The 231-nt window shown below is 48.9% G+C and carries 1 pseudogene; it reads right to left on the bottom strand.

Features of this window, described 5'->3' with window-relative positions:
• A pseudogene (locus ACH63V_RS18225) lies at window positions 1–231 on the bottom strand (hypothetical protein); the annotation flags it as partial.

The raw sequence follows: 231 nt of genomic DNA, 5'->3' as shown, positions 1-231 counted from the left end.
CGTCTGCCTTCACTGTTAACTCACCATCAGCAAAGCCTGCCGGCACTTCTGCTGTATAGCTACCATCTGGCTGAACCGTTGCAGTCACTTGTTGTTCAAGTGGATTACCCGCTTGATCATGACCTGTGATGGTTAAGGTGACTTGACTACCCGGTGTAACGTCTGTGGTGCCACCTGTAATATGGCCTTGAGTATCCACATCAACTGTGATTGAACCATCTACTCGGTCTA

Source organism: Acinetobacter sp. ABJ-A23_2, assembly GCF_044538765.1.
Taxonomy (GTDB): domain Bacteria; phylum Pseudomonadota; class Gammaproteobacteria; order Pseudomonadales; family Moraxellaceae; genus Acinetobacter; species Acinetobacter nosocomialis_A.
The sequence above is the reverse complement of the archived record's forward strand: the minus strand, read 5'-3'. Positions and strand labels throughout refer to the sequence as shown.